Raw genomic sequence first — 25,360 nt, 5'->3', positions numbered from 1 at the left:
CCGGCTTCCCGGGCACGGTCGTCACGTCCTCGTGTGCCATCCGGGTTCCAGGCTGTCGAGCAGTGCCTGGAACGCCTTGTCGGCACGCTCCCAGTGGCCGTCCGCCAGCGGGGCGATCAGGAGGCCGAGCGTGGCGTAGATCAGGAGCGTGGCCTGGGTCCGGGCCCGGTCCTGGCCCATGCCGATGCCGGCGAAGACGGAGACGAGCAGGTCCGTCCACTCGGTGGCGATGTCGCGGACGACGGTCCCGTAGCGGTCCGGGTGAAAGACACCGGCACTCAAGATCTCGAGGTAGAGCGGGAGTGTGGCGCGTACGTCGGGCTCGCCGGACTGTCGCCACACCTCCTCCATGAAGCGGCGCAGGCCCGCGGGGTCCGTGGGCGAGCCGACGGTTTCCAGCAGATCGCGGGCGCGCAGGAGGGGCCGGCGCTCGAAGACGGTGAGTGCCTCGGCGACCATCCGTTCCTTGGTGCCGAAGTAGTACAGAAGCATGCGGTCGCTCGTGCCCAGGGCCTGGGCCAGCGGGCGGAGGGAGAGGTCCGCGAGGCCGTTGCGCAGAACATACGCACGGACCTGGGCTAGTAGGGCGCGCCGCTTGGCTGGATCGGGTGGGCGAGGCATGGAGGCTCCTGGATGCGCGCCGGGCGACTGAACGCGTACGGGGACGACGGTTCCCGATCGTCCGTTTCATCACTTTTTGGTGATGTCTTTACTGTAGCGCCCATTACGTCTATATTTTAGGTGTAGCGGCCGCTACATGTATGCGCGCCTGGCGCATACGCGGCCCGCTCCCCGGCGGAGTGACCGCCGCGTTTCGGAAGGGACTGATCCCCATGGTCATCGTGGCCGTCGGCCGTTCCATCGCCCGCAGCCGGGAAGGTCGGTCCTCACGTGCCGCCGCGCCCTCGTGGATCGCCAGGCAGTGGGCCCTGTGGTCCCGCGCGCTCGCACCGCTGCGACCGCTGGACGCGCCTCGTGGCCGCGCCACCACCTGGGACGCTTCCTGGCCCCTGGAGCGGGAACCGGTCTCGGTGCGCCGGGCCCGGCGTCTGGTGACCGCGCAGCTGGGCGACTGGGGTGTGGGCCACCTGTCCGACACGGCCGAGCTCCTGGTCAGCGAAGTGGTCACCAACGCCCTGCGCCACACGCGCGGCCCCCTCCGGCTCAATCTGCGCCTGAACGACTCCCGTCTGCTGTGCGAGGTCGAGGACACGGAGTCCGCCGACCCCGTGCGCAACGTCGCCGACCTGGACGCGGAGGGCGGCCGCGGCACCGAACTCCTCGACCTGCTCGCGGCCGCCTGGGGCAGCATGCTGACGGGCACCGGCAAGACCGTCTGGTTCGAACTGCCCGCCGAGGCCGGGTCATTCGGGTGACGGCAGAGTCAGCACCGAGCGAAGCTGCCTTCGTGATCCGACTCCGAGCTTGGCGAACGCGTTGCCGAGGTGCCATTCCACCGTGCGCGGGCTGATGAAGAGCTGGGCGGCGATCTCCTGGTTGGTGTGCCCGTCTCTGGCCAGCCCGGCGATGCGGGCTTCCTGGCCGGTGAGTTCGGTGTCGGCGCCCGCCGTCCGCTTGCGTACGGTTTCTCCGGTCGCCAGGAGTTCCGTGCGGGCGCGCTCCGCGAAGCGTTCGGCTCCGAACCGGCCGAACGCCTCGTAGGCGGCACGCAGTTGGGCGCGGCTTTCCTGGCGTCGGCCCCGGCGGCGCAGCCACTCGCCGTACAACAGGCGGGCACGGGCCAGGTGCACGGCCATCCGGCAGCGTCCGAGGTGCTCGATCGCCTCCTGGTAGAGCGAGTCGGCGACCCGGTCGTCGCTCACCAGCGCGCGCGAGCAGGCCTCCGTGCCCCGGGCCCACTCGGTTCCGGCGGCGCGGGTGCGTTCGGTGAGCCGGTCCAGCGCCGCGGCGGCGGTCTCCGGCTGCCCGCTGCGGGCGGCGGCCTCGATCAGTTCGGTCAGTGCCCATCCGAAGAAGCCCAGATCCTCGTACCGGCATGCGCGTGTCGCGGCCGACAGCGCGTCGTCGTAGCGGCCGAGGCCGTTGTACAACAGGGCCCTCGCGTATTCGGCGAGGCCGAGCGAGCGTCCCTCGCCCCGGGCGCGCACCTCTTCGACGGTGGTCTCGATGAGCCGCAGCGCCTGGGATTCCGGTGCCCGCCAGGCGCCGAGCACCAGTGACGTGTACATCATGGGCGCGCCGCCCACCGCTTCCGAGATCGCCGTGGCCTCGTCGACCAGGGCGGCCGCGGTGTCGAACGCGCCGGCATGGACGTGGGAACACGCCTCGTAGGTCAGCGCCATCGGAAGGACGGCGAGCGCCCCCGCGTCGCGGGCGATGCGGACGGCGCCGCTCGCCAGCTCGTGCCATTCGTCGTCGTCCCAGAGCTCCGGCGCGATGGGCTCGGGTATCACTCGGAACGCCAGCCACAGCCAGCGTTTGTCCGCGTCCGTCGCGCCGGACGTCTGTTCCCGCCGGGCGACGCGCAGCGCGTGCCGGAGCGGGGCGACGCCGGCGGCGTAGCCGTCGATGATCCGGCTGACGAGGCCGTCCAGAAGGATGTCGACCATCCGCGGCGGCGTCGGCGACGGGGGTCCGGCGCGGGCCGCCTCGGCCACCTCTCGCTGTCCGCGTCCCGTACCGAGGCGGCCGGCGAAGATCGCCGCGCCGAGCGCTTCCAGCAGGGTGTCACGGGCGAGGGTGGCGTCGAGGGGTGCCAGCCGGTGTGCGGCGTCGAGCAGGAGCCGGGGCGCGTCGCCGCCCCGCAGCCGGGAGAAGACCAGCCGGGCGCGCAGCCGCTCGAGCCGGGCGCGCAGCAGGTCGTCGAGGGGGCCGGCCTCCGCGGCCGCCAGCATGGTGCGGGCCGCGGTCGTCTCGCCGGCGTCGATCGCGGCCTGGGCGGCGGTCAGCGCCCGGGTGACGCGGAGTGCGGGATCGGGCGTCAGGTCCGTCGCCCGCCTGAGGAACGAGGCTGCCGCGGCGGCTCCTCCCCTGCCCCGGGCCCGGCCGGCCGAGCGTTCCAGTTCGTCGGCGACGCCCGCGTCGGGCCGGGTGGCGGCGTGCGCGCTGTGCCACGCTCTGCGATCCGGGTCACGGTGAGGGTCGGTGGCCTCGGCCAGCGCCCGGTGCGCCGCCCGTCGCTCCGGTGCGGACGCGCTCCGGTAGACGGCCGAACGTACCAGGGGGTGGTGGAACCGCACCCGGGCGCCGTATTCGACCAGTCCCGCGGCCTCGGCCGGCGCCGCGGCGTCCTCCGGCAGCGCCTGGAGACCGGCCGCACGCCACAACAGGTGCGCGTCTCCGGTCGGTTCCGCCGCAGCGGTGAGCACGAAGCGCCGGCTGTCCTGCGGCAGTGACCGGAACCGCTGGGTGAAGGCGTCCTCGATGCGGCTCGCCACGGGGCGCCTGCCGGGAAGCCAGAAACCGCCCGCCAGCTCCGCGGGCGCGTGCGGCACCTGCAGCAGGGCCATCGGGTTGCCGTGCGCCTCGGCGAGGATCCGGTCCCGTACCAGCGGATCGAGGGGCACGCGGACGGCCGAGGCCAGCAGGGTGCGCGCGTGAGCCTCGCCGAGGCCTTCGACGATCAGTTCCGGCAGACCGGCCAGCTGCCGACGGTCGTCGGGCTCGCGCAGGGCGAAGATCAGAGCCGTCGGTTCGGCCATCAGCCGCCTGGCGACGAACGCCAGCATCTCCAGGGACTCCTCGTCCAGCCACTGCGCATCGTCGACGAGACAGGCCAGTGGCCGGGGCTCCGCGGCGCCGGCCAGCAGACCGAGCGCGGCCAGGCCCACCAGGAGTGGGTTCGGCGCCTTGCCCTCCCGCAGCCCGAAGGCGACGGACAGCGCGTCGCGCTGCGGTCCCGGCAGCTCGGGGAGGCGCTCCAGCAGGGGCGCGCACAGCTGGTGAAGACCCGCGAACGGGAGCCCCAGCTCCGACTCGACGCCCGACACTGCGACGGTGCGGAATCCGACGGCCCGGCGCGCGGCGTGGTCCAGCAGCGCGGTCTTGCCGATGCCGGCCTCGCCGCGCAGGACCAGGACCGCGCTGCTGCCCGCCCGCGCCGTGGCCAGCACCCGCTCCAGCGCGGCGAGCTCCCGGTCCCGGCCCAGCAGTCCGACCCGCGTATCACCGACCGGCACGCCCATGGTCGTTCTCCTGACCCGCTGCTCGGAGGCCTCTGACCCCTCCCTCCATATGGTGCTCGCCGCAGTCTGATCCCGCGCGGCCCGGCGACACCCCGGGGTCCGGCCCGAGGTACGGCCCGGAGTCCGACCCCGGGGACGCACCCCGGGACGAACCCCGGGGGTTTCCCGGGGCCGACGCATGCCCGATCCCGCGATGGTGGACGAGCCGACGACGCGAGGTCGCCGGTAACAGCAAGGAGATACACATGTCCGCCACTCCCGGCACTGCCGCCACTCCCGGCGCTCCGGAGATCCGGCCGTTCACGTTCGAGTTCCCCGAGGCGGAGCTCGAGGATCTGCGCGCACGCATCAAGGCGGCGCGCTGGCCCGAGAAGGAGACCGTCGCGGACCAGTCGCAGGGCCCGCAGCTGGAGACGATGAAGGAACTCGCGCGGTACTGGGCGTCGGAGTACGACTGGCGCAAGGCCGAGGCGAAGCTGAAGGCCGTGCCGCACTTCATCACCGAGATCGACGGGCTGGACATCCACTTCATCCACGTCCGCTCGAAGCACGAGGACGCTCTGCCGCTGATCGTCACCCACGGCTGGCCGGGCTCGGTCGTCGAGCAGCTGAAGATCATCGACCCGCTGACCAACCCCACCGCCCACGGCGGGAGCGCGTCGGACGCCTTCCACCTGGTGATTCCGTCGATGCCCGGCTACGGCTTCTCGGGCAAGCCGGCCACGACCGGCTGGGGCCCCGAGCGCATCGCCCGTGCCTGGGGCGAGCTGATGAAGCGCCTGGGCTACACGAAGTACGGCGCGCAGGGCGGCGACTGGGGTGCGATCGTCACCGACCTCATGGGCGCCCAGGAGCCCGAGGGCCTGATCGGCATCCACACCAACATGCCCAAGGTGATCCCGGCCGCCATCGACGCCGCGCTCGCCGTGGGCAACCCGCTGCCCGAGGGTCTGTCGCTCTCGGCCGACGAGCAGGCGGCGGTCGAGCAGCTGGACTTCGTGTACCGGCACGTCTACTACGCGTACATGATGGCGTCGCGCCCGCAGACGCTGACCGGACTGGTGGACTCCCCCGTCGGTCTCGCGGCGTTCCTGCTCGACCACGACGCGGCCAGCCTGGCCCTGATCTCCCGGTCCTTCGCCGGTGTCGCCGAGGGCCTGACCCGGGACGACGTCCTGGACAACATCACGCTGTTCTGGCTGACCAACACAGCGGTCTCCGCTGCCCGCCTCTACGCGGAGAACAAGACGTCCTTCTTCGGCATCAACGGCGTGAAGCTGCCGGTCGCCGTGAGCGTCTTCCCCGACGAGCTCTACCAGGCCCCCAAGAGCTGGACGGAGCAGGCCTACCCCAACCTCGTCCACTACAACAGGCTCCCCAAGGGCGGCCACTTCGCGGCCTGGGAACAGCCGGAGCTACTCGTCGACGAGGTCCGCGCGGGCTTCCGGACGCTGCGCTAGCTGACCGGGTCTTCCGACCGTCCGGACAGGCCCTAACCGCGTGAGGCGGCCGAGTGTTCCGAGTGGCTCCACTCCACCCGGAGCACTCGGCCGCCCCGAGCTGTATCGACGGCTGTCGGGTAATTCGGGTGACGGCGGGCGGGGTGCGGCCTAGATTCGCCCCTCGCGGAATGCGCGGGAGCCGCAGATGACGCCGAAGACGCAGAAGACGCAGAAGACGCGGGAGCCGCAGGAGATGAGGGGGCGACGGATGAGTGGTCGTACGTTTCTGATCGGTGGGGGTTGGGACGCACCGGAGGTGTACGAGCCGTTTCTGCGGCGGGCGAAGGACCGGGCCGGCGGGGTGCCGCGGATCGGGTGCCTCGTCGTGGACGAGGGGGACGGGGCGGCGCAGTTCGAGCGGTATGCGGTGGCGCTGGGGAAGACGGGGGTCGCGGCTGAGGCCGTGCCGTTGCTGGTGCCGCTGGGGGAACGGTTCGAAGCCGGGGCCGCGCTGGACGGCCTCGACGGGCTGCTCGTGTGCGGCGGGCTGACGCCGGCGTATCAGGAGGCGTTCGCCGGCTGTCTGGAGCGGTTGCCGCGGTTGCTCGCCGAGCGCGGGATGCCGTACGCGGGCTTCTCGGCGGGCGCGGCCGTGGCGGCGCGGCACGCGGTGGTCGGCGGGTGGCTGCTGGACGGGGTGCCGGTGTGCCCGGAGGACACCGGAGAGGATCTGGAGGAGGTCGCGGTACGGCCGGGGCTCGGGCTCGTGCCGTTCGCGGTGGATGTGCACGCCGCCCAGTGGGGGACGCTGGCGCGGCTGGTCGCGGCCGTGGGACGCGGTGCCGTGCCGTACGGCGTGGCCGTGGACGAGAACACGCTGGTGGAGGTGGCCGACGACGGCGGGTGCCGGGTGTCGGGGCGCGGACGTGTGCATGTCGTACGGCCCGCGGAGGGTGCGGGCGCGAGCGGCGGCGCTGTCGTGCGGTCGTACGCCGCCGGGGAGGTCTTCGGGGGCGACGAGTCCTGACGAGCCACGGAGAGAACAGAAGTGATCGCTGACCGAAGCAGGCTCTGCCTCGGTCAGCGATCAGCCTCGGCCACCGTCAGATCGTCGCCGTGTCGATCACGAAGCGGTAGCGGACGTCGCTCGACAGCACACGCTCGTACGCCTCGTTGATCTCGGCGGCGCTGATCAGCTCGATCTCGGCGCCGATGCCGTGCTCGGCGCAGAAGTCGAGCATCTCCTGGGTCTCGGCGATGCCGCCGATCATGGAGCCGGCGAGCGTCTTACGGCCGCCGATCACCGAGAAGAGGTTCAGGGAGATGGGTTCCTCGGGCGCGCCCACGTTCACCAGCGCGCCGTCGACCTTGAGCAGAGAGAGGAGCGCGCCGAAGTCCATCGGCGCCGAGACGGTCGAGACGATCAGGTCGAAGGTGCCGGCCAGCTCCTCGAAGGTCTTCGGGTCGCTGGTGGCGTGGTAGTGGTCGGCGCCCAGCTTGAGCCCGTCGTCCTTCTTGCGCAGGGACTGCGACAGGACGGTCACCTCGGCGCCCATCGCGTGCGCGATCTTGACGGCCATGTGACCGAGGCCGCCCAGGCCGACGACGGCGACCTTCTTGCCGGGGCCCGCGTTCCAGTGGCGCAGCGGGGAGTACGTGGTGATGCCGGCGCAGAGCAGCGGGGCGGCCTCGTCCAGGGACAGGCCGTCCGGGATGCGGACGACGTAGTTCTCGTCGACGACGATCTTCTCGGAGTAGCCGCCGTAGGTGGGCTCGCGGTCCCTGCCGACGGCGTTGTAGGTGCCGACCATGCCCTTGAGGCAGAACTGCTCCAGACCGGCCTTGCAGTTCTCGCACTCACGGCAGGAGTCGACCATGCAGCCGACGCCCACGCGGTCGCCGACCTGGTACTTGGTGACACCGGAGCCCACCGCGGAGACGACACCCGCGATCTCGTGCCCCGGAACCATCGGGAAGATCGCCTCGCCCCAGCCCTCCCGGGCCTGGTGGATGTCCGAGTGGCAGATGCCGGCGAACTTGATGTCGATCAGCACGTCGAACTCGCCGACCTCACGACGCTCGATCGTGGTCCGCTCCAGCGGGGCCTTCGCGGCGGGCGCGGCGTACGCGGCAACAGTGGTCATGTCGGGATGCTCCTAGCGGGGGGTTCGTGCCCGGCTGCCTTCCACCGGGTACGGCGTCCAGCCTGCCGCGGCCGCCGCGGCTCACCCAGACCACAGCTCTTCGTACGACTGCCGTGCCTACCACTGACGGGGTCAGGCTCCCGTGCGTACGACCACGGACGACCACGGATACTGGCGGTATGGACGAACAGCGGGAAGCGGCGCCCGCCGGCCGGCCCCTGGACCGGCGGGCCGAGCTGAGCGAGTTCCTGCGCAGCCGGCGGGCCCGGCTGAAGCCGGAGGACGTGGGCCTGCCCGACTTCGGCAGGCACCGCCGGGTGCCGGGGCTGCGCCGCGAGGAGCTGGCCCAGCTGGCCGGGGTGTCGGTGGCGTACTACACGCGCCTGGAACAGGGCAACGGACGCAACGTCTCGGCGGAGGTCCTGGGCTCGATCGCCCGCGCCCTGCGCCTGACGGACGCCGAGCACGCGCACCTGACCCACCTGGCGAAGCCGAAGACGCACAAGAAGAAGCCGGCGGCGCGGCAGCAGCAGGTGCGGTCGGCGCTGTGGCAGCTGCTGGACGCGATGGAGGGCGTGCCGGCCTACGTCGTCGGCCGGCGCTCGGAGGTCCTCGCCTGGAACCGGATGGCGGCGGCCGTCTTCGGCGACTGGGGCGAGCTGCCGGCCGCCGAGCGCAACTGGGCGCGGATGGTGTTCCTGCGCCCCGAGTACCGCGAGCTGTTCGTCGACTGGGAGCAGAAGGCGATCGACATCGTCTGCGCCCTGCGCATGGACGCCGGCTGCTATCCGGACGATCCCCGGCTGTCCGCACTGGTCGGTGAACTGTCCGTCAAGAGCGGGGAGTTCCGGCGGCTGTGGGCGACGCACGACGTCAAGGAGAAGAGTCACGGCGTGAAGCGGCTGCACCACCCGCTGGTCGGCGATCTCTCCCTGAACTTCGAGGGTTTCCGCCTCGCGGGCGACTCCGACCTCTCCCTGGTCACCTACCACGCGGAACCGGGCTCCCCCTCCGCCGAGGCCCTGCGCCTGCTGGCCAGCTGGGGCACGGACGCGACGCGCCCGGTGCCGTCGGCCTGAAGCAGGCAACGGAAAACACCACCTAGTCCCCGATCCCCAGATCGGCCCACATCACCCGGCGCATCGTGGTCAGCAGCGGCTCGGCCTGCTTGAGGTCCACCAGGGTGCGGTGATGGCAGCAGTCACGCGGGGGACCCTACGGCACCGCACGCGAACGGCCCGCCGGAAGAGGTTCTTCCGGCGGGCCGCCTTCGCCGTGGGCCTGGTCAGCCGCTACGACCTACTCGGGTGCCGCGGCTCACTTGCCGAAGTACGCGTTGTAGATCGTGATCTGCGACGTGTTGCCCTTCTTGTCGGTGATCTTGGCGCGGAACGAGATGCCCTTGTTCTTCGCCGGGTTCTTCACGGTGATCTTGCCGCCGCGGACGGTGACCTTCTTGAAGGTCTTGCCGTCGTAGGAGACGTACACCGTCAGCGACTTCAGGTTGCTGCCCGCGGCCGCGCCCTCGACGGCGACCGGGAAGGTGACCGTCTTGCCGGCGGCGACGCGGCCGTCCAGGCCGGTCTTGGCGCCGAAGTACAGGGCGGAGACGGGGAGCTTGGCGGTGCTGGTGCCGGCCGGCTTCTTGGAGCGGAACGTCCAGGCCGCGTCGATCCGCGAGGAGTCCGCCGCGACCTTCGACGAGCGCTTGACCGAGGTGGTCAGCTTGTAGGCGGCGTCACCGGACGGAACCTTGAAGGCCTCCTCGCCGAACAGCGGGTCGTGGTTGGAGCCGACCTTGGTGCCGTTGCGGTACAGGGTCGTGGTGACCGAGGAGAACGCCGACGAACCGGGGTTCTTGGCGCTGTCGGCGAACAGCGGCAGCGAACCGTAGATCTCGTTGCCGTCCCGGAAGACACCGAAGTCGGAGTTGACGAGCGGCGCGAACACCGCGGTGTTGACCGTCTTCGTGTACGACTTGCCGGCGGTGAAGCCGTACGAGCCGAGCGAGTAGTACGCGTCGGAGATCGGGAAGCCGTCCTGGTCGCGGCCGCCCTGCTGCTCGAACTCCAGCTGCCAGGTCACGCCGCCCTTGGCGGACAGGTGCAGGGTGCGGGTGCCGGGCAGCGTCTGCGGGACTCCGATGGAGGAGGCGCCGGAAGCGCCGGGCAGCCAGCCGACCGCGCCGACCGCGCCCTTCTTGCCGCTCGCGGACACGCCCATGCGGACCTTCACCGTGGCCAGGTCGCTCGCCTTGTAGTGCTTGGTGTAGCCGGTGGCGAGCTTCCTGACCGGACCGCCGGCCGTGGTGTCGTACTCCTCGGTCGCACCCTTGGTCCAGTGACCGTCCCACTGCTGGGTCAGCGTGCCCGCGGGCAGCTCCGGGCCCAGGTGGGCGGTGTGGAAGTTGCGGTACGAGTCGAGGAACCAGCCGTAGCCGTACTCGCCGTCACCGGCCACGACGTCGAAGCCGGGCGCGGCGAACGCGGACTTGGCACCCGAGGCCGGGACGGTGATGTCCACCGGCTTGGCCTTGCGCGCGTCGATCGTGATCGTCTGCTTGCCGGAGACGGTCAGCTTCGGCTGGGCGAGCCAGTCGATGCCCTTGGTGGCGTCCCGCGGGTCGCCGTAGACCGAGGTGTTGAGGATGTACGTGCCCTTGGGCGCGCGCACCTTCACCGTGCCGGACTTGTCGTACGGGTTCATCCACTGGCCGTTGGCCAGGCCCGCCACGCCGGTCAGGTCGACGTCGTAGTACGGCGCCGGCTTGCCGTCACGGCCGATGAACTTGAGCGTGACGTCGTACGACTCCACCTCGCGCTGCACCGCGGCGGCCGTGCGGACCGTCTGGCCGTCGCCCGTCGCCGTCACGTAGGCGGAGTAGGCGCCGTCGAGGGTGCCGCCCAGCTTGGTGTTGACCGTGAGGTCGACGGCGGCGGTGCCGTGCGCCGGGACGGTCACCTCGGTCGCACCGAGCGTGAAGAAGCCCGCCGGGGCCGGCTGGTGCTTCGGGTTGGTGGCGGTGCTGGCCAGCTTGAGCGTGACGTCCTTGTCGCCGAGGTTGCGGTACGTCAGCTTCTTGGTGACCGGGGTGTCGTCGGTGTGCGGCCACTGCTGGGTGCCGAAGCTCACCGACACCGGGTCGGCCACGATCGACTGCTTGATGGCCTTGTCGACCTGGATGCGGCCCGAACCCTGCTGGAACGGCGTGTAGTTGCCGCCCTTGGTGGAGCCGGTCAGGGCGCCCTTCAGCTCGGTGTAGCCCCAGTCGGGGTGCTCCTGCTTCAGGATCGCGGCGGCGCCCGCGACGTGCGGGGTGGCCATCGAGGTGCCGGAGATGGTCAGGTAGCCCTCGGGCTTCTCGCCGACCTCCTGGTCGATGACGCTGCCCTTGGCCGCGGCGGCCGTGATGTCCACGCCGGGCGCGGTGACGTCCGGCTTGATGGCACCGTCGCCGTTGCGCGGGCCGGTCGAGGAGAAGTCGGCCAACTTGTCCTTGTCGTCGACCGCGCCGACGGTGAGCGCGGCGTCCGCGCTGCCCGGCGAACCGATCGACTGGGGGCCCTCGTTGCCCGCGGCGATCGCGAACAGCACGCCCTTCTCGGCGGAGAGCTTGTTGACCTCGGCCTCGAGCGGGTCCACCTCGGGCGTGTCGTAGCCGCCGAGGCTCAGGTTGATGACGGAGGCGCCCTGCGAGACCGCCCACTCCATGCCGGCGAGGATGCCGGAGTCGTCACCGGAGCCGGTGTCGTCCAGCACCTTGCCGTTGAGGATCTTGGCGTCCGGGGCGACACCCTTGTACTTGCCGCCGGACTTGGCGCCGGTGCCCGCCACGATGGAGGCGACGTGCGTGCCGTGCCCGAAGTGGTCCTTGGCGTCGGCGGCGGTGGTGAAGTTCTTGGAGCCGATCACCTGGTCCTTGAGGTCCGGGTGACTGGCGTCCACACCCGTGTCCAGGACGGCGACCTTGACTCCCTTGCCGGTGTAGCCGGCGGCCCACGCGGTCGGGGCGCCGATCTGCGGCACGGACTTGTCGAGCGAGGCCTTGCGGACGCCGTCGAGCCAGACGTGCGCGATGCCGGAGGCGGCCCGGTCGCCGTTGGTGACGGCGTCCCACAGCTCGGCGGTGTCCTTGACCGGGGTCTGCACGGCGTCCGCGTTGAGCGCCTTGAGGCTGCGGCGCAGGGTGCCCGCGTCCCGGACGTCGGTCTTGGCGGCCGTCGCGGCGCCGCTGTAGCCGACGATGACCTTCAGGCCGTTCTTCTGGGCCTTGCGGGTGGCGGCCTTGTTCAGCTCGGTGACGTCGAACAGGCGCTGGTCCAGCTTGCCGGAGGCGACCAGATGGGCCGCGTCGGCGGGGACGACCAGCGTGTGACCGGCGGCCTTGCGGACCTGGAAGGGTATGTTCTCCCGCCCCTTGGCCCGTTCGAGGCCCACGACCCGGCCCTTGGCGTCGAGCGCGACGCGGTCGCCGGTGATCAGGGTGACGTGGTGCTTGGCGGTGATCGAGGACGCAGCGGCCGTGGCGGCGTGCTGCGCGGGCTTCGCCGACGCGGGGCTGGTCATACCCGCTGCGAGGGCGACGGCTGCGGCGGTGGCGACGGTGGCCGCAGCTGCTCTTTTCACTTGTCTGCGCAAGTTCTCCCCCTGGAGATGGAGTACCGGGCGAATTCCCCATTCACCCGGCGGGGGGATGTCCCGCACATCCGCACGTCAACCCCCCCGGATCACGAAGTATGCCGGGGGGTGATCAGACGGCTCAACAGACTTGAGGAGGGTGAGAGGTCGGCGGGGAAACTGTTACGCCGCAGGGGGGACACCGTTACAGAACCGCGAAGTGCCGTACGTGTGAACAGTGTTATACGACGTCAGGTGGCCGCGTTCTCGCGCACGGTGATCTTTCCCTTGCGGATGGTGGCCAGGCGCGGCGCCTTCTTCGCGATGGCGGAGTCGTGGGTGACCATGATGAAGGTCAGCCCGTGCTCCTTCCACTGGCGTTCGAGTACGTCCATGATCTCGTCGCGCATGCCCTCGTCGAGGTTGCCGGTCGGCTCGTCGGCGAGCAGGACCTTCGGCCGTTTCACGAGGGCGCGGGCGATGGCGACGCGTTGCTGCTGGCCGCCCGACATCTCGCCGGGGAGGTGGGCGAGGCGTTCGCCGAGGCCCACCGACTTCAGTGCCTCGGCGGCGAGTTCGCGGCGTTCCCTCGCCTTGATGCCGAGGGGGACGAGGGCGGTCTCCACGTTCTCCTGGGCGGTGAGGGTGGGGATGAGGTTGAAGGACTGGAAGACGAAGCCGATGGTCTCGCTGCGGACCCGGGTCAGGCGGGCCTCGGAGAGCTCGGCCAGGTCGGTGCCGTCCAGGACGACTTCGCCGGAGGTGGGGCGGTCGAGGCCGCCGAGCATCTGGAGGAGGGTGGACTTGCCGCCGCCGGTGGGGCCCTGGATGACGAGCCGGTCTCCGTCGCCGATGGTGAGGTCGACGCCGTCGAGGGCGTGGACGGTCTCTTTGCCCTTGGTGTAGCGCTTGGTCACGTTTCTGAGGTCGTACATGGTGGCTCCTGGGGTGGGTTCGGGGGACGCTTCAGCGGGCCTTACTCGACACGGCGCAGCGCGTCCGCCGGACGGAGCCGCGACGCCCGCCAGCCGCCGAAGGCTCCCGCGATCAGGCCGCCCGCCACCGCCAGGCCCACGGCCAGGGCGATCGTGGTGACGCTCACCGGGGCCGTGAGGGCGACCTCCAGGGTCTTGGCCGCCTGGCGGCCGGGGCCGGCGAAGGCGGCTCCGCCGAGGCCTCCGCTGCCGCCGCCCAGCTGGGCCTGCAGAGTCGGGCTGACGGCGGTGACGGCGTACGCGCCCGCCAGACCGAGGGCGATGCCCAGGGCGCCGCCGACCAGGCCGTTGACGATGGCCTCGCCGACCACCTGGCGGGTCACCCGGCCCGACTTCCAGCCGAGGGCCTTGAGCGTGCCGAACTCGCGGACGCGGCGGGAGACCGCGGAGGAGGTGAGGAGGCCGGCGACCAGGAAGGCGGCGATCAGCACCGCGATGGACAGCCACTTGCCGACCTTGGTGGCGAGGGAGGACGCGGTGGAGAGGGAGCCGGAGACCGTCTTGGCGAGGTCGGCGGAGGTGGTGACCGTCGTGCCGGAGACGTTCTTCTGGATGGCGCTCTTGACGGAGTCGATCTGCTGGGAGTCGGTCGCCTTGACGTAGATCGTGGTGACCTTGTTCTTCTGGTCCGCGAGGGTCTGGGCCTGCTTCAGCGGGATGTAGAGGTTGGCGGCCGAGTCACCGCTGTCGGCGGTGGCGATGCCGATGACCGTGAACTTGGTGCCCTTGACGGTCACCGTCGAACCGACCTTGTACTTCTTCTGCTTGGCGTACGCCGAGTCGGCCACGGCCACCTTGGCGTTCGTCTCGGTGGTCCTGAAGGTGCGGCCGCTGGTGATCTTGGAGGAGGACAGCGGGCCCAGCGCGGTCTTCGTAACATCGGTGCCGAAGACGGTGTACTGGTTGATGCCGAAGTCGGCGCCGCCGCCCTTGACCTCGCCCTCCGGCTGACCGGTGCCGCCGCCGCGCTGGAAGACTCCGCCGCCCCCGTTCTGCTGGAACTGACCGCGCGTGAACTGGCCGCTGACCTTGAACACGTTGAGGCTCAGCCCGCCGACGGCCGACGAGACGCCCTTCTGGTCCGCGACCTCGGCGACCGTGGAGGAGGCCAGGGTGGTGAAGCCCTGCACCATGACCCGGTCGCTGCTCTGCTTCGAGTCGTCGTCGTCGCTGCGTGCGTCGAAGCGGAAGCGAGGCCCCTGGGAACCGCTGGAGGTCGGCGCCTGCGCCTTGGTGACGGTCATGTCCGTGCCCAGGCCGTACAGGGACTGCAGGACCTTGTCCTGGGCCTTCCCCATGCCGCTGGACACGGAGTTGACCACGATGACCAGCGCGATGCCCAGCGCGAGTCCGGAGGCGACGACGAGGGACGCCTTTCTGCGGCGGCGCAGTTCGCGCCTCAGGTAGGTGAAGAACATGGCCCGCAAGCTAGGGACGGACCGTGATGACTCGATAAGGCCGGACTGAGAGCCGGATGAGAAGGCGTCACAGGGGCCGGAAACGCCGGTGCCGCCCACGAGGGGCGGCACCGGTGTCACTCGGGGAGTCGGCGAGGCCGGGTCAGATCGCCGAACCGGCCTTCCACTGCGCCCAGTCCAGGTTCCAGCCGTTGAGGCCGTTGTCCGGGGCGACGGTCTTGTCGCCGGTGTGCTGGACGACGACGACGTCACCGATCAGGGAGTTGTTGTACATCCACGCGGCCGGCGTGTTCGGGTCCTTGGCGCCCTTGGTGTCGGACAGGCCCACGCAGCCGTGGCTGGTGTTGACGCTGCCGAAGATGGACTTGGCACCCCAGTAGTTGCCGTGCAGGAAGGTGCCGGAGTTGGTCAGGCGGATGGCGTGCGGCACGTCCTTGATGTCGTACTCGCCCTTGCCGTCGTCGTCGGTGAAGCCCACGGTCGCGCCGTTCATGCGCGTCTCGGTGAACTTCTGGGACATCACCATGATGCCCTGGTACGTCTTGTTCTCCGGCGAACCGGCGGAGATCGGGATGGTCTTGACGACCTTGCCGTCCTGCGTGACCTTCATCTGCTTGGTCTGCGCGTCGACGTAAGAGACCTGGTTGCGGCCGATGTGGAAGGTGACCGTCTTCTGCTGGACGCCGTAGACACCGCTCGCGCCCTGGACGCCGTCGAGCGCCAGCTTCAGCGTGACGGTGGAGTTCTCCCGCCAGTACGTCTCCGGCCGGAAGTCGATGCGGTTGGCGTTGAACCAGTGGCCCACGACCTCCTGACCGCTGCTGGAGGTGACCGTGATGCCCTTCTGGACGGCGGCCTTGTTGGTGATCGCCTTGTCGAAGGTGATCGACACCGGCATGCCCACGCCGACGGTGGAACCGTCCTCCGGCGTGAAGGTGCCTATGAAGCTGTTGGTCGGGGAGACCGTGGTGAAGGAGGCGTTCTCGTGGGCGACCCGGCCCTCGGAGTCCTTGGCCTCGGCGGCGACCTTGTAGGTGGTGGAGCGCTGCAGCTGGGCGGTGGGCTTCCAGCTGGTCTTGTCGGCGGAGAGCGCGCCCGCGACGGCGGTGCCGTCGGCGGTGGTCATGGTCACGCCGGTGAGGGTGCCCTTGGTGACCCGGACGGCGGCGGAGTTGTTGATGGAGGCGTTGTCGGAGCCGTCCTTGGGCGTGATCGTGATCAGGGCCTCGGACGACTTCTTGGCCGCGGCCTCGTCGGCCTTGGCCTGCGAGGTGTCGCCGCTGTCGGACGCCTTGGCGTCACCACCGCCGGAACAGCCGGTCAGCACCAGCACACCACCGAGCAGTGCGGACGCGGCCATCAGACCCCTGCGCCGCATACTGTCCGTCATCACACGCTTCTCCATCGTTGCCGAATCCTGAAAACCCCAGAGTTCCCCGCGAGAACCTCCAACGCTACGGACACACCACCCCGTTCCACAGACCGGGGTTATGTGGCCCACACCACGTCCGCGCGGGGTGGTTGGTACGGAAGGCGCCCGAGCGCCCCCGAGTACTCCCGAACGCTCCTGAGCACTCCCTAACGCTCCCGAGCGCTCCCGAGCGCTCCCGGAGACGACGAAACCCCGGACGGCGGTTGCCGTCCGGGGCCATGAACACCCGGGACTCCAGTCGATTTCGCCCTATTCGTCCTCGTCGTCCCCCCCGTCTTCCTCATACAGGTCCCAGTCCGGCGAGTCCGGGTCGTAGTCGATCCGCTCGCTCGCCCAGGAGGCCTGCTGCAGCTCGACCCCGGGCACCCCGCCGACCAGACTGAACGGGTCCACGAGGTAGGCCAGGGCCTCCGCGGTGTCTTCCGTCACAGCCCCCTCGGCGTGGGTCCGTTCGGCGTCCGGGAGCTCCGGATCCTCGGCGATCCGGCGCAGGGCGGCCTTGGTCAGCTCGTCCCCGTCCTCGACCTCGACGACCAGCTCGACGCGAAGCCGTACAAACCGTGATGTCTCTTCAGCGCTCATGACGGGAGCGTAGAGCCGAAACCTCCCGTGACTTTCCTGTGACCCGCGACTTTCACTAACATCGCTCCACACGGCCAATTCGCCAGCGTCACAAGGGGATCGATATTCCGTGTCATCCGCTCGCCGCCCGCTGCTGACCGCCACCGCCGCCGGCACCCTGCTGTGCGCCCTGTGGTTCGTCCCGTCCGCCAACGCCTCGCAGGACGACTCGGCGAGAGCGGCGGCGCAGGCGGCCTCCGCGACCTCGGCGACGCAGGTCACCCAGCAGGCCCGGGCGGTGTCCGCGTCGACCGCGCGGACCATGGAGGACACGGCCGACGTCACCGGCCTCGGCGACACCGAACTCGCCGACACCGGCAGCTTCGACACCACGCCGTACGTCGTCGGCGGCAGCCTGTTCCTCGCCGTGGGCGCGGGGTTCGTGGTGTATTCGGTACGCCGCGAACGCCTGGGCTTTTAATCGCGCTTGACGTTTCTTTGACCGGGAACGCATAGTCCGCCCATGAAGAGATCATCGGGTGTGCGGCTGTGCGCCACCGCGGCTGTGAGTGCGCTGTCGCTCGCCCTCATCACGGGCTGTTCCGACGAAGGTTCCAAGGACTCCGGGAACGGCAAGGGCGGGGAGGCCGGGAAGCCGGCCGCGAAGGCGCTGAGCGCCGCCGAGCTGGGCAAGCTGATCATCGCCAAGGGCGAGGTGCCCGGGTTCAAGGTCGGGCCCGTCGAGGGCGGCGTCCCCGCCGACGACGCGGTCAAGGCGGACGACGCCGCGTGCGACCCGCTGCTGGACGTCCTGACCGGTGTCGCGCCCGGCGACCCGGCGGCGAACACCAGCCGAGAGGCCACCGAGGACAAGAAGGACCCCACGGACGACGCGACGTCCATGGAGGACATGGCCGACGGCAAGTTCGAGGACGCGATCAAGGAGTCCATGGACCTGGACGTCACCGTGGTCACCCTGTCCTCGTACGACGGTGACGGCGCCGAGAAGGCCCTGAAGGCGGTCTCCGACGCGGTCAAGGCCTGCTCGGGCGGCTTCTCCGGCGTGCAGGACGGCGAGAAGGGCAAGTTCACCAAGGTCGCCGAGGAGAAGTCCTCGGGCCTTGGCGACGAGTCGTTCGCCTTCACGGCGACGAACGACGCGGGCAAGGACGGCGCCCTGCCCCTGCACGCCGAGCTCGTGCGGCACGGCAACACCCTCGCCGGGTACAGCACCATCAACATCGGCGCGATGATGAGCAAGAAGGCCTACACGGTGTCGGCCCCGGTCCTCAAGGCCCAGGACGCCAAGCTGAAGTGACGTTCCGGAACGTGACGTCACGAACCTGATGTCAGGAACGTGACCTCCCGGAACGTGAGAGGGGCCCCGTCCGCTGCCGGACAGGGCCCCTCTTCTCACCATGTGCCTTACTGCAGCGGTCCGGTGACCGTCTCCACGGCGGCGACGAGGTGACCCCCACGCACGAACGCGTCGGCGGCGGCCAGGTCGGGCGCCAGGAACCGGTCCGGACCCGGCCCCTGCACGCCCGCGGCGCGCACGGCCTCGATCACGGCCTGCGAGGCGGGCGCCGGGGCGAGGCCCTCGCGCAGCTCGATGCCGCGGGTGGCGGCGTACAGCTCGACGGCGATGATCCGGGTGAGGTTGTCGACGGCGGTACGCAGCTTGCGCGCGGCCGACCAGCCCATGGACACGTGGTCCTCCTGCATCGCGGAGGACGGGATGGAGTCCGCGGAGGCGGGCACGGCCAGCCGCTTCATCTCGCTCACCAGCGCCGCCTGCGTGTACTGGGCGATCATGAGCCCGGAGTCCACACCGGCGTCGTCGGCGAGGAACGGCGGGAGCCCGTGGCTGCGGTTCTTGTCCAGCAGCCGGTCCGTGCGGCGCTCGGCGATGGAGCCGAGGTCGGCGGCGGCGATGGCGAGGAAGTCCAGGACATAGGCGACCGGGGCGCCGTGGAAGTTGCCGTTGGACTCGACGCGGCCGTCGGGCAGGACGACGGGGTTGTCGACGGCGGAGGCGAGTTCCCGCTCGGCGACGAGACGGGCGTGCGCGAGCGTGTCCCGGCCCGCGCCGGCGACCTGCGGGGCGCAGCGCACCGAGTAGGCGTCCTGGACGCGGGGCGCGTCGTCCTGGTGGTGCCCGGTGAGCTGGGAGCCCTTGAGCACGGCGAGCATGTTTGCGGCGGAGGCGCCCTGGCCGGGATGGGGCCGGATGGCGTGCAGTTCGGGCGCGAGCACCTTGTCCGTGCCGAGCAGCGCCTCCAGGCTGAGGGCGGCGGTGACGTCGGCGGACTTGTAGAGGGTGTCCAGGTCGGCGAGGGCCATGATCAGCATGCCGAGCATGCCGTCGGTGCCGTTGAGGAGGGCGAGGCCCTCCTTCTCGCGCAGCTCGACGGGCTGGATCCCGTGCTCGGCGAGCAGTTCACCGGCGGGGCGGACGCTCCCGTCGGGACCCTCCGCGTCTCCCTCTCCCATCAGCGTGAGGGCACAGTGGGACAGCGGGGCGAGGTCACCGGAGCAGCCGAGGGAGCCGTACTCGTGCACGACCGGGGTGATCCCGGCGTTCAGCACGTCGGCCATGGTCTGCGCGACCTCGGGCCGGACACCGGTGTGCCCGGAGCAGACGGTCTTGAGACGCAGGAACATCAGGGCGCGTACGACTTCCCGCTCCACCCGCGGGCCCATGCCGGCGGCGTGCGAGCGGACGATGTTGCGCTGCAGCTGGGCGCGCAGTTCCTGGCTGATGTGCCGGGTCGCCAGGGCTCCGAAACCGGTGGAGACGCCGTAGACCGGGTCCGGCTTCGCCGCCAGCGCGTCCACGATCTCCCGGGCCGCCGCGAGGGCCGCCACAGCCTCCGGCGACAGCTCGACCCGGGCGCCGCCGCGCGCCACGGCGAGAACGTCGGACGCCGTGACACCGGACGTCCCCACCACCACAGTGTGCATATCCATATTCAGAAGCGTACGCATTGAATGCAGAGATGTCACTAGTGGGGAGCGGCAGTGCCCCTTACCGATGCTGTGCTTCGGGTCACGGCCGACGGCCCCGGAAGGTGCGGCGTTCGGCTCGTGCGGGCGACGGTTCGTCCGCCAGCCGTACGACCGGGTCGTCCGGGCCCTCCCGCCCCGCCACCACGGGCCGGTCGGCGCGCAGCGCCTTCGCCCGGTACTGCGCGGCGTCGGCCAGCCGGAACAGCCGCCGGGCGTCGTCGACCGGCCCGATCGGCTCCTCGGTCGAGGCGACCCCGCACGCCACCCCCTCCCCCAGCTCCAACTCCCCGGCCCTGCGGCACAGTTCGTCCGCCGCCTTGACGACGTCGTCGGCCGGCGGCCCCACCGCGAGCAGACAGAACTCGTCCCCGCCGAGCCGCGCGGCCAGCGCGCCCGGCACCATCGCCCCGCACAGCGACAGCACGGACCCGAACCGCTCCAGGAGCCGGTCGCCGACGGCGTGCCCGTGGGTGTCGTTGACCCGCTTGAGCCCGTTGAGATCACAGACGACGAGACTGACGACCACGCCCTCCGTACGGTGCCGCTCCACCGCCTCCTCCAGGCGTACGTCCACGGCGCGGCGGTTGGCGAGCCCGGTGAGGGAGTCGGTGAACGCGAGCCGGCGGGCCTCCTCCAGCCGCTCGGTCTGCGCGAGGCCCGCGGCGACGACGGCGGCGAGGACGGTGGCGAAGTCGGCGTCGGCGCCGTCGAAGACGGGTGTGTCGACCGCGCGGGCGACATACAGCTCGCCCCAGGCCCTGCCGTGCAGTACGACGGGGGCGACCACGCAGCAGCCCCGGCCCCTGCGGCGCAGGGCGGCGACACGCTGGTGGAAGTAGCCGGGGGTGCCGGCCGCGGTGCCCTCGGCGGTCTCCACCCAGGCGTTCGGCCCACGCCCGCCCGCCCAGCGCTCGTGCAGGAACTCGGTGATCTCCGGGAACTGGTGCACCGGGTAGGCCTCGGCCTCCGGGAACTCCTCCTCGTCGGGGCGGCGCTCCCCCACGTTCACGAGGACCCGCAGCCGGCCGAGTTCCCGCTCCCAGACGGACAGCGCCGCCATGCTCCCGTCCAGCGCCCGGCACGCGCCGAGCGCGGCGGCCCGCCACGACTCCCGCGGAGCGCGCGCCGCAGCCATCCCCTGAGCCAGCGCCACCACCGCGGCGAGCCGGTTGTCCTCACCCATTACCCCAGGTTAGGGAGGAAATGGAGTATTCGGGACATTGGCGAGGCGATCAGAGGGAAAGGGGTTGGGCGGTGCGGCCGGTGCGGACCGACGACCGCCATGCGCCTCCCCGTCGGCCGCAGTACCGGGTCACTCCCCGGGCCACTCCGGCTTGCGCTTCTCGTTGAAGGCGGCCACGCCCTCCGCCCGGTCCCCCGAGAACGCCGTCGCTCGCCATGCCGCGTCCTCGACGTCCAGTCCGGCCCGCAGATCCAGCCCCTGCCCCAGCCGCAGCGCCCGCTTCGCCGACCGCAGCCCCACCGGCGAGTTCCCGGCGATCCGCGCGCCCAGCGCCAGCGCCTCCTCGCGGTCGCGCCCCTCCTCGACCAGCTGGTCCACCAGCCCCAGCTCGGCGGCCTCCGCCGCCTCCACCCGCCGCGCCGAGAAGATCAGCTCGGCCGCCCGGGCCGCCCCGACCCGCCGCGGCAGCAGCTGCGTGCCGCCCCCGCCCGGAATGACACCCACGGACACCTCGGGCAGCCCCACCACGGCCGTACGGTCCGCGACGATCAGGTCGCAGGACAGCGCCAGCTCGAAGCCACCGCCCAGCGCGAACCCGTGCACCGCCGCGATCGTCGGCATCGGCAGCTCCAGCACCCCGGTGTACGCCCCGCGCGCCACCGGCCGCTGCCGCACCAGGTCGGCGTCGGTGAAGGAGTTCCGCTCCTTCAGGTCCGCCCCGACGCAGAACGCCCGTTCGTGCGAGGACGTCAGCACCACCACCCGCGCATCCCGGTCGGCGGCGAGCGCCGCGCACGCCCCCGCGATGGAGCGGGCCATCTCCGTCGAGACGGCGTTCATGGCCTTGGGCCGGTCCAGCACCAGCTCAGCCACGTGCCCGTGCCGCCGCACCAGCACGAACTCCCCGAACCGCTCCTCACTCATGACACCCTCCGGTTAACGCGGGTTAACTGACTACGACCCCGATCATCGCAGCCGTACCCCATCCCGTGAAGCCCGGAGGGCTACACCCGTTCGAGTGACATCCCACCCGTCTCACCTCACACCACCCACAGGAGCGCATAGCGTGCGCACCGCCACGACGCGCTCCAGGCGCGCGGTGGGCGCCCGGCGGGGAGGGATGTCATGAGACCGCAGACGACGAAGACGACAGAGCCATCGAAGGCACCGATACCTGGGCGGGTTCCGGCCCAGCCCTCGGACTCGAACTCGGGCTTGAACTCGAAGGAGGCTCCGGAGCAGTCCGGTCCGGCCTCGCCGACTGAGGCGACCGAGGCAGCCGGGGCGGACGGGGTGTCGTCGGACGCCGGGCCGGCCGAGGCCTCGAAGGAGGACTCGAAGCCCGCCGAGCCGGTACCCGCGCAGGTCGCCAAGGCCCCCGAGCCCGCCCGATCCGCCGCGTCGGTGCACACGTCCAAGTCCCCCAGGCCCGCCGAAGCCGCCGAGTCCGTTGAGTCCGCCGAATCGTCCGTATCGGAAGTTCCCGGCGGACCGCTCGGTCGCCGGGGGCGGCACCGTAAGCCGCGGCCCCGGAAGGTGCTGCTCGCCGCCGGTGGTCTCGCTCTGGCGGCCGGTGTGCTGAGCCTCGTACGGGTCGCACCGGAGTCCGGGCTCGGGACGCCCGGCACGGCGGAGGCCGAGCCCCGGCACGACCCCGTCGGCGGTGCCGCCGACCGCTCGGCGAACACGTCCGCGACGATCGCGGCCGCTCCCACGGCCCTGCCCTCGGCCTCGTCCGTCATGGGCGCGGTGAGCGCCCGGCCGACGGGCACGGCCACGGCCGGGCCGACGTCTTCCACGACCCCCACACCGCTCCCCGCGGACACATCCGTCCCGACCACCATCCCGACGGGCGCCCCGCAGCCCCCGAACGCCCCGCCGACCACCGCGCCCCACCAGCCGCCGGCGACGACGCCCGCACCCACGACCCCCGCGCCCACCCCGACCCCGAGCCAGAGCACGCCCGCACCCGATCAGGGCGGGTTGTGCGTACCGGTGATCGGCCTGTGTGTGGACCTGCTGGACGCCTTGGGGTAGAGCAGGCGGGTCAGGGCCGGCCGTCGCGGCGGGCGAGCTGCCACGGTTCGATGACGCCGAGGCCGCGGACCGGGCGCTGCCACATCGGCTGGAGCGCGTAGCGGTACGTCGGCGGCTCCTCGCCCTCCTTCTCCGCGGCGGCCGCGGCCTCGGCCGCCTCCGCCTCCGAGGCGGGCGCCTCACCGGTGCGGATCAGTTCCTCCGCGAACGCGCTGTCCACCAGCACGCCGTCGCGCGGGGCTATGGAGGTCAGCCGGGAGGCGAGGTTCACGGTCGTACCGAAGACATCGCCCATCCGGGTGGTCACCGTGCCGAACGCCATGCCGACGCGCAGCTCGGGCATCGTCTCGTCGTTCGCCATCGTCTCGACCAGGCGCAGGGCGATGTCCGCGGCCGTGCCCGAGTCGTCGGCGACGTAGAGCACCTCGTCGCCGAGGGTCTTGATGAGCCGGCCGCCGCGTGCGGCGACCAGGTCGGCGGCGGTCGTCTCGAACGCCTCGACCAGCTCGCCCAGCTCCTCCTCCTCCATCCGGCGGGTCAGCCGGGTGAAGCCGACGAGGTCGGCGAAGCCGACGGCCAGGCGCCGGTCGACCATCTCCTCGTCGTCGCCGGTCTGCACGACACGGCCGGCCGAGGCGGCGAGCTGGCGGCGCCAGACGTAGACGAGGAACTCCTCCAGCTCGGGCAGGAGCAGCTCGACGATGGGGTACGTGACCTCGGTGCGGGTCATGCCCGGCTCGGGGGGCTCGGTCAGGCCCTCCAGGAAGGAATCGAACTGCCATTCCGCCAGCCGGGCGGTGGTCTGCCCGGTCGACCGGGCCACCTGCACCGCCATGGCCTCGCTGAGCAGGCCCGCCTCGACCAGACCGGCGAGGCGGCGCAGGGCGAGTACGTCGGCCTCGGTGAGGGCCTTGGCCTGGCCGATGTCGGCGAAGCCCATGGCCCGCCAGAACCGTGACGCCAGCTCCATGGAGACGCCGGCGCTGCGGGCCGCCTGGAACGGGGTGTAGCGCCGCTCGGCGCCCAGGATGAGCTGTTCCAGGCGCAGGGCGAGCGGGTCCTCGCCGGGGGCCGCGGCGTCGGGTTCCACCCGGTCGTCCGCGCCCGCGCCGGAGCCCGTGTCGTCGACGGTCACGCCTGCTGCCCTTCCGATCTGCCGCGGTCACGTATCGACCGGCCTCAACTCTACGGCAGGTGTGCGCCAGCTCACTCCGTTGGGTTGGGCCGACGGAGCAGCTCAGCTCCGCTGGTTAGGCACCGTGCACTGCGGTGGGCCTCCTGGGGGCTGCCGCCCCCAGACCCCCGCCTGGGGCCCATCCGTCGTGCGTACCTGCGGCCCGGTGGGGGCTTGTCGCGCCCACGCGGCGGAGCCGCAAATCGATACAGCCCCGCGCCCCTAGGGAAACTGCAGTACTGCGCGCTTCTATCGCCCCCTACTCAGCTGCGGGCAAGCGAAACCCACCCACCCCCGTACACCCTCACGCAGGCCGCAGATGGACGATGTCGCCTGCGCCGACCGGTTCCCGTAGGCCGTCCTTCGTTGCGATGACCAGCCGCCCGTCCCCGTCCACGGCCACCGCTTCGCCCACCACGGCCCGGTCTCCCGGCAGCTCCGCGCGGACCTCGCGGCCCAGCGTGGCGCAGCCCGCCGCGTAGGTCTCCTGGAGGCCGCTGGCGGCCGGGTCGCCGCCCGCCGCGCGCCAGCGCCCGTACCAGTCCTCCAGGGACCGCAGCATCGCCCGCAGCAGCGGATCCCGGTCCGTGGACACCGCTCCGGCCAGCGCCAGCGAACCCGCCTGGGGGACGGGGAGTTCCTCGGTGCGCAGGGTGACGTTGATGCCGACGCCGAGGACGACGGCGTCGTCGCCGGCGCGCTCGGCGAGGATGCCGCCGGCCTTGCGTTCCTCGCCGGCGACGGTGACCAGGAGGTCGTTCGGCCACTTCAGCGACGTGTCGACGCCCGCCGCGCGGGACAGGCCGGTCGCCACGGCCACGCCGGTGAGCAGCGGGAGCCAGCCCCAGCGGGCCACCGGCACCTCGGCGGGGCGCAGCAGGACGGAGAAGAAGAGGCCGGAGCGGGGCGGGGCGGTCCACTGCCGGTCCAGGCGGCCCCGCCCGGCCGTCTGCTCCTCGGCGACGAGCACCGCGCCCTCCTCGGCCTTCCCCTCGGCGGCGCGGGCCACCAGGTCGCTGTTGGTGGACCCGGTGCGCTGCACCACCTCCACCTCCGTCCACAGGCCGCCCTCCCGCACCAGCCCCCTGCGCAGGGCGGCCGCGTTGAGGGGAGGGCGGTCGAGGTCCGACCAACGGCCCGGCATCGGCTCGCGGCCCCCGTCGGGCGGGTTTCCTTGTGCACCTGGCGACGTATTCATGCAAG

Annotated in this window: 20 protein-coding genes; 7 read left to right on the top strand and 13 right to left on the bottom strand. The window is 71.5% G+C overall.

The features are described 5' to 3' along the window. Positions 1 to 21: 21 nt before the first annotated feature. Positions 22 to 621, bottom strand: coding sequence for a TetR/AcrR family transcriptional regulator (locus ABZ865_RS13035; RefSeq protein WP_361228335.1), 600 nt, complete (start codon positions 619 to 621; stop codon positions 22 to 24). Between the two features lie 212 nt (positions 622 to 833). On the opposite strand from ABZ865_RS13035, the gene ABZ865_RS13030 reads away from it, so the two are divergent. Beyond that, positions 834 to 1,376, top strand: a complete 543-nt coding sequence (locus ABZ865_RS13030) for an ATP-binding protein (RefSeq protein WP_361228332.1) — start codon at positions 834 to 836, stop codon at positions 1,374 to 1,376. Here the strand turns inward: ABZ865_RS13030 and ABZ865_RS13025 are convergent. Continuing rightward, complete coding sequence (locus tag ABZ865_RS13025) at positions 1,365 to 4,145, bottom strand: AAA family ATPase (protein ID WP_361228329.1); 2,781 nt, start codon at positions 4,143 to 4,145, stop codon at positions 1,365 to 1,367. The two genes, ABZ865_RS13030 and ABZ865_RS13025, sit on opposite strands and share 12 nt — an antisense overlap. A 245-nt stretch (positions 4,146 to 4,390) precedes the next feature. Here ABZ865_RS13025 and ABZ865_RS13020 point away from each other — a divergent pair, with 245 nt between their 5' ends. After that, on the top strand, positions 4,391 to 5,605 hold the full coding sequence (locus tag ABZ865_RS13020) for an epoxide hydrolase family protein (protein ID WP_361228326.1): 1,215 nt from the start codon (positions 4,391 to 4,393) through the stop codon (positions 5,603 to 5,605). A gap of 187 nt (positions 5,606 to 5,792) precedes the next feature. Further along, on the top strand, positions 5,793 to 6,614 hold the full coding sequence (locus tag ABZ865_RS13015) for a hypothetical protein (protein ID WP_361228323.1): 822 nt from the start codon (positions 5,793 to 5,795) through the stop codon (positions 6,612 to 6,614). Between the two features lie 76 nt (positions 6,615 to 6,690). Here the strand turns inward: ABZ865_RS13015 and ABZ865_RS13010 are convergent, their stop codons facing one another. Then, complete coding sequence (locus ABZ865_RS13010) at positions 6,691 to 7,731, bottom strand: NAD(P)-dependent alcohol dehydrogenase (RefSeq protein WP_361228320.1); 1,041 nt, start codon at positions 7,729 to 7,731, stop codon at positions 6,691 to 6,693. A gap of 179 nt (positions 7,732 to 7,910) precedes the next feature. On the opposite strand from ABZ865_RS13010, the gene ABZ865_RS13005 reads away from it, so the two are divergent. After that, complete coding sequence (locus tag ABZ865_RS13005; protein WP_361228317.1) at positions 7,911 to 8,810, top strand: helix-turn-helix transcriptional regulator; 900 nt, start codon at positions 7,911 to 7,913, stop codon at positions 8,808 to 8,810. A gap of 238 nt (positions 8,811 to 9,048) precedes the next feature. Here the strand turns inward: ABZ865_RS13005 and ABZ865_RS13000 are convergent, their stop codons facing one another. The 5 genes from ABZ865_RS13000 to ABZ865_RS12980 all read right to left on the bottom strand — a co-directional run bounded on the left by ABZ865_RS13000 (position 9,049) and on the right by ABZ865_RS12980 (position 16,775). Beyond that, positions 9,049 to 12,357, bottom strand: a complete 3,309-nt coding sequence (locus tag ABZ865_RS13000) for a S8 family serine peptidase (protein WP_361228315.1) — start codon at positions 12,355 to 12,357, stop codon at positions 9,049 to 9,051. A gap of 242 nt (positions 12,358 to 12,599) precedes the next feature. Continuing rightward, positions 12,600 to 13,283, bottom strand: coding sequence for an ABC transporter ATP-binding protein (locus ABZ865_RS12995; RefSeq protein WP_361228312.1), 684 nt, complete (start codon positions 13,281 to 13,283; stop codon positions 12,600 to 12,602). A 41-nt stretch (positions 13,284 to 13,324) separates the two neighbouring features. Further along, positions 13,325 to 14,761 (bottom strand): ABC transporter permease, encoded by a 1,437-nt coding sequence (locus tag ABZ865_RS12990; protein WP_361228309.1) that lies wholly within the window; start codon positions 14,759 to 14,761, stop codon positions 13,325 to 13,327. A gap of 142 nt (positions 14,762 to 14,903) precedes the next feature. Beyond that, on the bottom strand, positions 14,904 to 16,151 hold the full coding sequence (locus tag ABZ865_RS12985) for an Ig-like domain-containing protein (protein ID WP_361228306.1): 1,248 nt from the start codon (positions 16,149 to 16,151) through the stop codon (positions 14,904 to 14,906). 291 nt (positions 16,152 to 16,442) lie between these two features. Next, positions 16,443 to 16,775, bottom strand: a complete 333-nt coding sequence (locus ABZ865_RS12980) for a hypothetical protein (protein WP_361228303.1) — start codon at positions 16,773 to 16,775, stop codon at positions 16,443 to 16,445. Positions 16,776 to 16,884: 109 nt separating this feature from the next. On the opposite strand from ABZ865_RS12980, the gene ABZ865_RS12975 reads away from it, so the two are divergent. Both ABZ865_RS12975 and ABZ865_RS12970 read left to right on the top strand, forming a co-directional pair. Further along, positions 16,885 to 17,235, top strand: coding sequence for an LAETG motif-containing sortase-dependent surface protein (locus ABZ865_RS12975; protein WP_361228301.1), 351 nt, complete (start codon positions 16,885 to 16,887; stop codon positions 17,233 to 17,235). 42 nt (positions 17,236 to 17,277) lie between these two features. Beyond that, entirely contained in the window at positions 17,278 to 18,072 is a 795-nt protein-coding gene (locus ABZ865_RS12970; protein ID WP_361228298.1) for a hypothetical protein, read from the top strand. A 107-nt stretch (positions 18,073 to 18,179) separates the two neighbouring features. Here ABZ865_RS12970 and hutH read toward each other — a convergent pair whose 3' ends face one another. From hutH to ABZ865_RS12955, 3 genes are all read right to left on the bottom strand, one after another. Further along, positions 18,180 to 19,718: a histidine ammonia-lyase gene (gene hutH, locus ABZ865_RS12965; protein WP_361229664.1), complete on the bottom strand. Its 1,539-nt coding sequence runs from the start codon at positions 19,716 to 19,718 to the stop codon at positions 18,180 to 18,182. An 85-nt stretch (positions 19,719 to 19,803) separates the two neighbouring features. Beyond that, positions 19,804 to 20,946 carry a GGDEF domain-containing protein gene (locus ABZ865_RS12960; RefSeq protein ID WP_361228296.1) on the bottom strand — a complete coding sequence of 381 codons (1,143 nt, stop codon included), beginning with the start codon at positions 20,944 to 20,946 and terminating at the stop codon, positions 19,804 to 19,806. A gap of 129 nt (positions 20,947 to 21,075) precedes the next feature. After that, positions 21,076 to 21,870 carry an enoyl-CoA hydratase-related protein gene (locus ABZ865_RS12955; RefSeq protein WP_361228293.1) on the bottom strand — a complete coding sequence of 265 codons (795 nt, stop codon included), beginning with the start codon at positions 21,868 to 21,870 and terminating at the stop codon, positions 21,076 to 21,078. Positions 21,871 to 22,161: 291 nt separating this feature from the next. Between ABZ865_RS12955 and ABZ865_RS12950 the strand changes: the two genes are divergently transcribed. Next, positions 22,162 to 22,983 carry a hypothetical protein gene (locus ABZ865_RS12950; RefSeq protein WP_361228290.1) on the top strand — a complete coding sequence of 274 codons (822 nt, stop codon included), beginning with the start codon at positions 22,162 to 22,164 and terminating at the stop codon, positions 22,981 to 22,983. Between the two features lie 10 nt (positions 22,984 to 22,993). On the opposite strand, the gene ABZ865_RS12945 is transcribed toward ABZ865_RS12950, so the two are convergent. Beyond that, a complete protein-coding gene (locus ABZ865_RS12945; RefSeq protein ID WP_100827927.1) occupies positions 22,994 to 24,118 on the bottom strand; it encodes an adenylate/guanylate cyclase domain-containing protein in 1,125 nt (374 codons plus the stop codon). Positions 24,119 to 24,461: 343 nt separating this feature from the next. Next, positions 24,462 to 25,301 (bottom strand): biotin--[acetyl-CoA-carboxylase] ligase, encoded by an 840-nt coding sequence (locus ABZ865_RS12940; RefSeq protein ID WP_361229661.1) that lies wholly within the window; start codon positions 25,299 to 25,301, stop codon positions 24,462 to 24,464. Positions 25,302 to 25,360 lie beyond the last annotated feature (59 nt).

The sequence above is a fragment of the Streptomyces sp. NPDC047085 genome (assembly GCF_040643735.1).
In the GTDB taxonomy this organism is placed as follows: Bacteria; Actinomycetota; Actinomycetes; order Streptomycetales; family Streptomycetaceae; genus Streptomyces.
The sequence above is the reverse complement of the archived record's forward strand: the minus strand, read 5'-3'. Positions and strand labels throughout refer to the sequence as shown.

Coding starts and splice junctions, on each gene's coding strand:
- ABZ865_RS13035 (WP_361228335.1), bottom strand. CDS start 621: ATGCCTCGCCCACCCGATCCAGCCAAGCGGCGCGCCCTACTAGCCCAG.
- ABZ865_RS13030 (WP_361228332.1), top strand. CDS start 834: ATGGTCATCGTGGCCGTCGGCCGTTCCATCGCCCGCAGCCGGGAAGGT.
- ABZ865_RS13025 (WP_361228329.1), bottom strand. CDS start 4,145: ATGGGCGTGCCGGTCGGTGATACGCGGGTCGGACTGCTGGGCCGGGAC.
- ABZ865_RS13020 (WP_361228326.1), top strand. CDS start 4,391: ATGTCCGCCACTCCCGGCACTGCCGCCACTCCCGGCGCTCCGGAGATC.
- ABZ865_RS13015 (WP_361228323.1), top strand. CDS start 5,793: ATGACGCCGAAGACGCAGAAGACGCAGAAGACGCGGGAGCCGCAGGAG.
- ABZ865_RS13010 (WP_361228320.1), bottom strand. CDS start 7,731: ATGACCACTGTTGCCGCGTACGCCGCGCCCGCCGCGAAGGCCCCGCTG.
- ABZ865_RS13005 (WP_361228317.1), top strand. CDS start 7,911: ATGGACGAACAGCGGGAAGCGGCGCCCGCCGGCCGGCCCCTGGACCGG.
- ABZ865_RS12995 (WP_361228312.1), bottom strand. CDS start 13,283: ATGTACGACCTCAGAAACGTGACCAAGCGCTACACCAAGGGCAAAGAG.
- ABZ865_RS12990 (WP_361228309.1), bottom strand. CDS start 14,761: ATGTTCTTCACCTACCTGAGGCGCGAACTGCGCCGCCGCAGAAAGGCG.
- ABZ865_RS12985 (WP_361228306.1), bottom strand. CDS start 16,151: ATGACGGACAGTATGCGGCGCAGGGGTCTGATGGCCGCGTCCGCACTG.
- ABZ865_RS12980 (WP_361228303.1), bottom strand. CDS start 16,775: ATGAGCGCTGAAGAGACATCACGGTTTGTACGGCTTCGCGTCGAGCTG.
- ABZ865_RS12970 (WP_361228298.1), top strand. CDS start 17,278: ATGAAGAGATCATCGGGTGTGCGGCTGTGCGCCACCGCGGCTGTGAGT.
- hutH (WP_361229664.1), bottom strand. CDS start 19,718: ATGCACACTGTGGTGGTGGGGACGTCCGGTGTCACGGCGTCCGACGTT.
- ABZ865_RS12960 (WP_361228296.1), bottom strand. CDS start 20,946: ATGGGTGAGGACAACCGGCTCGCCGCGGTGGTGGCGCTGGCTCAGGGG.
- ABZ865_RS12955 (WP_361228293.1), bottom strand. CDS start 21,870: ATGAGTGAGGAGCGGTTCGGGGAGTTCGTGCTGGTGCGGCGGCACGGG.
- ABZ865_RS12940 (WP_361229661.1), bottom strand. CDS start 25,301: ATGCCGGGCCGTTGGTCGGACCTCGACCGCCCTCCCCTCAACGCGGCC.